Here is a 4196-nt window from a genome sequence, read left to right as displayed (position 1 = left end):
TTTTTTCAGCTCCGAGCCGCTTTCATTAGGGAGGTAGAGAAGGCTATCGCGGACGGTACGAGCGACTGTGAAGGCTTCGGTTTTGAACTTATCAACGGTTGTCAGGGTGCCCGTTTCCTTCATGAAGGTGACTTTGGAGAGCAGCGCATCGTAGTGCCGCTGCATCTTGTTCGAATCTGGGGGGTCCATTTCCTGGCCATCGGGGGGCAAGGTCTGGGATGGTTCTCCCAGGCGTCGATCCTTCCTGTGATCCTTGTTTTGATACCACTCGACACAGCCTTCATAGACAAGGATTTTTGGCTTTCCTTCCTCACTGATGACGGCTGTCGGCAGGCGCTTTCCTGCCTTGATCGCCGTAAGGACAACCGGGTGCGAGACTCCAACGATTCGCGCGAACTCCCGGATTGAAACGCTGACCTTCTCGTTTGCCACTCCAGTTCACCGCCCCGGATTACCACTGTTACCAGCGGCGATCAAAAAATAGGAATGATGGAAAGATTCGGAAAACAAGGGCTTCAAGCGGTTGACATCTTTTCAATTTTAGGAACGTGGTAGCGCAAATTTTTTTAAAAATTTAGCGAGCGATCGAAGTTGATCGTCACCCTCCGGTTTTTATTGGGGAAAGGACCCAAAAAAAGCTGGCGTTAATTTATGCAAAGTTCAACGGCAAAACCCGCTCAAGTTAGGATTGATTGTTCATCGTAGAAGGTAACAAGGAAGGTTGCCGAGCAGTTGTCACATCTGATCTGTTTGGCTTTGGTGTTAGGCTGATCAACGGTAAGATAATCTCGGCAATAAGGGCAATCATATCCCCAGCTGCCCGTATCTGAATCTTGAAGCTCTGCAAACACACGAATCATGAGGCCCTTCCCAGTTGCAGGAGGGACTATAAACTAGGTGCCTATCGGAAGGGAATGCGGAGAATGTTTGCACAGAGGCAAATTTACACACTCCTCAAAAATACAGTAAAGTCATGCTCGTCATAGGTTTCAGGCACCCCAATGCGCTTGAAATTTTCGAGGACTGCTGTACTCTTCAGCTCGGCCCGTCGCCCTTATGGCGAGACCAAACAGGATGATGTCATGACCAATGTTTCTCAACTCGTAGAATATTTTGACCAACAAGCGAAGAGTCTCCTTTGCGAGTTCCATGGAAAATCCAAGGTTGCTGGGGCACGAATAAGATCGGTCCTTTCCGAAGAGAATGAGATCAGGATTGAGAGCACTCAACATGTGATTGCGGTCGAGAATGAATTCGGAAAATGGGCAGACTTGGTGGAAGCTACCCCCGTCCAACTGCAGATAGCGATCACACTGCAGAAAAACCCAACCTTGAGCAGGTTTGGCTTTGGGGTGTCTGACCACTGTGGAAAGAGCAAGCAGGAACGCACCGAATTCCTTGCGAAGTATCGGCTTGCCCTCCGTGCTCATCACCATCGCGTCGAAGCGACTTTGGATTGGCTGAAAACCAATGCCATTGCTCCTTCCAAATCTATTTATAGGGGGCAAGGCAGCTATGGTATGAAGCATTTTGTAGAAAAGGATATTGGCTACATTGCAAATGGCGACTTCATTACAGCCAGTATCATAGCTGGATTCAAATTCGAAATAAACGGCTCGAATGCTTACTTCGCAATGGACGAGAAATCGTGGAGGATTGCTTACGTCAGACGGAACAATCCGCAGGCGTTTCGCGAAGGTGATTCTAAATCGTTTTTCTACTATATTCTATGCCGCAGGAGTACGCACAGTATCGCTGGAGACCTTACAGACGATATAAGAAGCAACAGCAATTTTCCCTATGTTGAAAGCTGGCCGCAGCTGGAAGCATATCTTCGTCACATGACCGGGTTTTATTCCCAATCTGCTATAATCCACGCGGGTCGCCAGCTGTGGCAAGGCTATCAGGCTTGGCTGAAGAAAAGCGCGAATACACATTAGACCAGGATCTCACTCATCAAGAGGGGTCTATTCAGGCCCTGCTTTCCTACCCGTATCAACGCATTCTCTAACCCAGGCCAGCAACTTCAACCCAGTCCATCAGAGGGTTGCTTCTGAGCAATCTCTTTTGCTTCGGAAATCTCAGATGATCAAACAGGCCGACAGAAGACCTATTTCTGTAAGGGCTTACTATTCTTGGTTTATCCTGGGGAATGAAACTTTACTACATTTTAGCTGGATTGTTGCCGAGCGGCTATATCGAGCTGTTTTTGGATGATAATTTCAGAATAGAAAGAAACTTATGGCAATCAAATGGATGTGTGAAAAGATTGTGACATTTAAAGGAATCGAGAAAGATGATACTCACCCCACGGCAGTAGATCGACCAGCATTTCTTCGAGATTATGGATCAATTATCTATAGATCACAGTTTCGACGCCAATCGTTTAAAACCCAAGTCTTTTTAAATCCTGAATTGGACTTTCCCAGGACACGCCTTACACATGCTATTGAAGTTGAGCAGGTGGGTCGGCAGCTATCAAGACACTTTGCAAAACTGGCAAAGGAAAGATTTTCGAAGTTGCCTGATTCTTTCGAAAAAGATTTTGAGGATCTTGTTTCATCTAGTTGTCTAGCACATGATATAGGGCAAGCTCCTTTTGGGCACAAAGGAGAAATGGTCCTAAAAAACCTGATGTCGAATCAGAAGGAGTTGAAAGGTCAAGAAAATAATTACTTTGAGGCAAATAAGCAGAATATTCGAATTCTAATTGGCAGTATTTCAAGGCAGCCTTTCGGAGTAACTTGCGCGCTTGTTGATTCTGTAATGAAATATAAGGCAGAATCCTTCAGAGACAATGCTGCAAAATATCCTGGCTACTATAGTTACGAGAAGGAGATCATCCAGGATGTCGTCAGTGAAACTGGAACCGAACGCTTTCGTCATCCGGCTTGTTATATCATGGAAGCTGCGGACGACATTTCATATATTTCCGGCGATATTCAAGATGCGTTGAAACTTGGATTAATTTCCGATCAATCGGCGGAGAAAATCCTTACAAACATTCAACGTCTTGACAAAAATCTGAACGCTAAACCCATTACTTGGAATCAGGTTCTCAATGAATGCCAAGACGGAAATGATTATTCCAATGTTTTGACGTATGTTCTCAGGTTTCTCGTTAGTACCGCAAGAAAGAACATTGAGTCATTTTTCCATCAAGTTCCTTCTGGTTCTGACATTAATTCATTGCCAAAAATCATGGATTCATACTTTTCCGCAAACAAATGTGGCTTAAACCTGCTGTATTCTGACAAAAGTAAAGGATTAAAAGAAACGAAGATTGACATTTATCGAAATCACATTCTCAACGATCACGAAATCGCCCGAAATGAAATTCTGGCAGAAAAAGTGATTGTTGATCTTTGGGCGGTTGCAACTGATAACCTCCTGGGTGAACATTTCGAGCAAACCAGTCTATTCAAAATTATGCCGAAGCATGTTCAAAAGCACATCATTTCCGCTCGGAAAGATGATACTTTTGAGAATCAAAAATATCAGATTATTGCAGACTATATTTCCGGCATGACCGATAGATACGCCATAAATCTATGGAGAAAAATATTTGATCCTTCGACTTTGAAATCATCCTGACCAAAATCAGCATCTATCCGGCATCAAAGCTGGAGTTGGCACAATTGCCAAGACGCCAACTTCAATCATGGAGCCTATCCAAGAAACATTTTGGACAGGCTCTTAGTCTTTCAGCTCGTCCGATGAGTCTTTTACCAAACGAAGTAGAGGCTGGTCGCGGATTTCACCCGACACCTTGAATTGGTCAGCGTTTTCCTCCTTCGCATCTTCAAATATAAGGTCCTTGAAGGCGACGACCTTTTCAGCATGCAGCAGGAATTCAGCATTCATAGCCACGCCCTCAATATTGCGCTCGGTAATCCAGTCATCAACAGCGCGAGTCAACGCCTCAGCTTCAACTCTGCTATCTGCTTCCTCTAAATCTTCAACTGCGATTCGAAGCAACCCCAGCAATTCCTTTTCGTTTTCTTGGTAAAAGCACATGTTTCTTTCCTGGATATCATTGTAGCTTTTTATCGCTACTGTGCCTTTTTGTATGATGAGGCTGTCTCTTTTATTTCTCTTATAGAGCCACTTATAACCGAAACTGGATAAGAGAAAGGCGACCACTGTCCCCAAAAGTATCCCTAGACCGAATTGATTGTCTATAAGCACAGAGGTTA

4 protein-coding genes are annotated in these 4196 nt (G+C 44.7%); 2 read left to right on the top strand and 2 right to left on the bottom strand.

Going from position 1 to position 4196, the window contains the following annotated elements; translation table 11 throughout:
* Positions 1-432 (bottom strand): hypothetical protein (locus tag VE954_RS06920; protein ID WP_324951034.1); only part of this gene is annotated, 432 nt, incomplete at its 3' end.
* A 650-nt stretch (positions 433-1082) separates the two neighbouring features.
* Here VE954_RS06920 and VE954_RS06915 point away from each other — a divergent pair.
* Complete coding sequence (locus VE954_RS06915) at positions 1083-1940, top strand: hypothetical protein (protein WP_324951032.1); 858 nt, start codon at positions 1083-1085, stop codon at positions 1938-1940.
* A 301-nt stretch (positions 1941-2241) separates the two neighbouring features.
* Complete coding sequence (locus VE954_RS06910) at positions 2242-3594, top strand: dGTP triphosphohydrolase (protein WP_324951030.1); 1353 nt, start codon at positions 2242-2244, stop codon at positions 3592-3594.
* A 102-nt stretch (positions 3595-3696) separates the two neighbouring features.
* Here VE954_RS06910 and VE954_RS06905 read toward each other — a convergent pair.
* A partial coding sequence (locus tag VE954_RS06905; RefSeq protein WP_324951028.1) for a hypothetical protein occupies positions 3697-4196 on the bottom strand: 500 nt, incomplete at its 5' end.

Source organism: Oligoflexus sp. (assembly GCF_035638955.1).
Classification (GTDB): Bacteria; Bdellovibrionota_B; Oligoflexia; order Oligoflexales; family Oligoflexaceae; genus Oligoflexus.
The sequence above is the reverse complement of the archived record's forward strand: the minus strand, read 5'-3'. Positions and strand labels throughout refer to the sequence as shown.

Coding starts and splice junctions, on each gene's coding strand:
- VE954_RS06915 (WP_324951032.1), top strand. CDS start 1,083: ATGACCAATGTTTCTCAACTCGTAGAATATTTTGACCAACAAGCGAAG.
- VE954_RS06910 (WP_324951030.1), top strand. CDS start 2,242: ATGGCAATCAAATGGATGTGTGAAAAGATTGTGACATTTAAAGGAATC.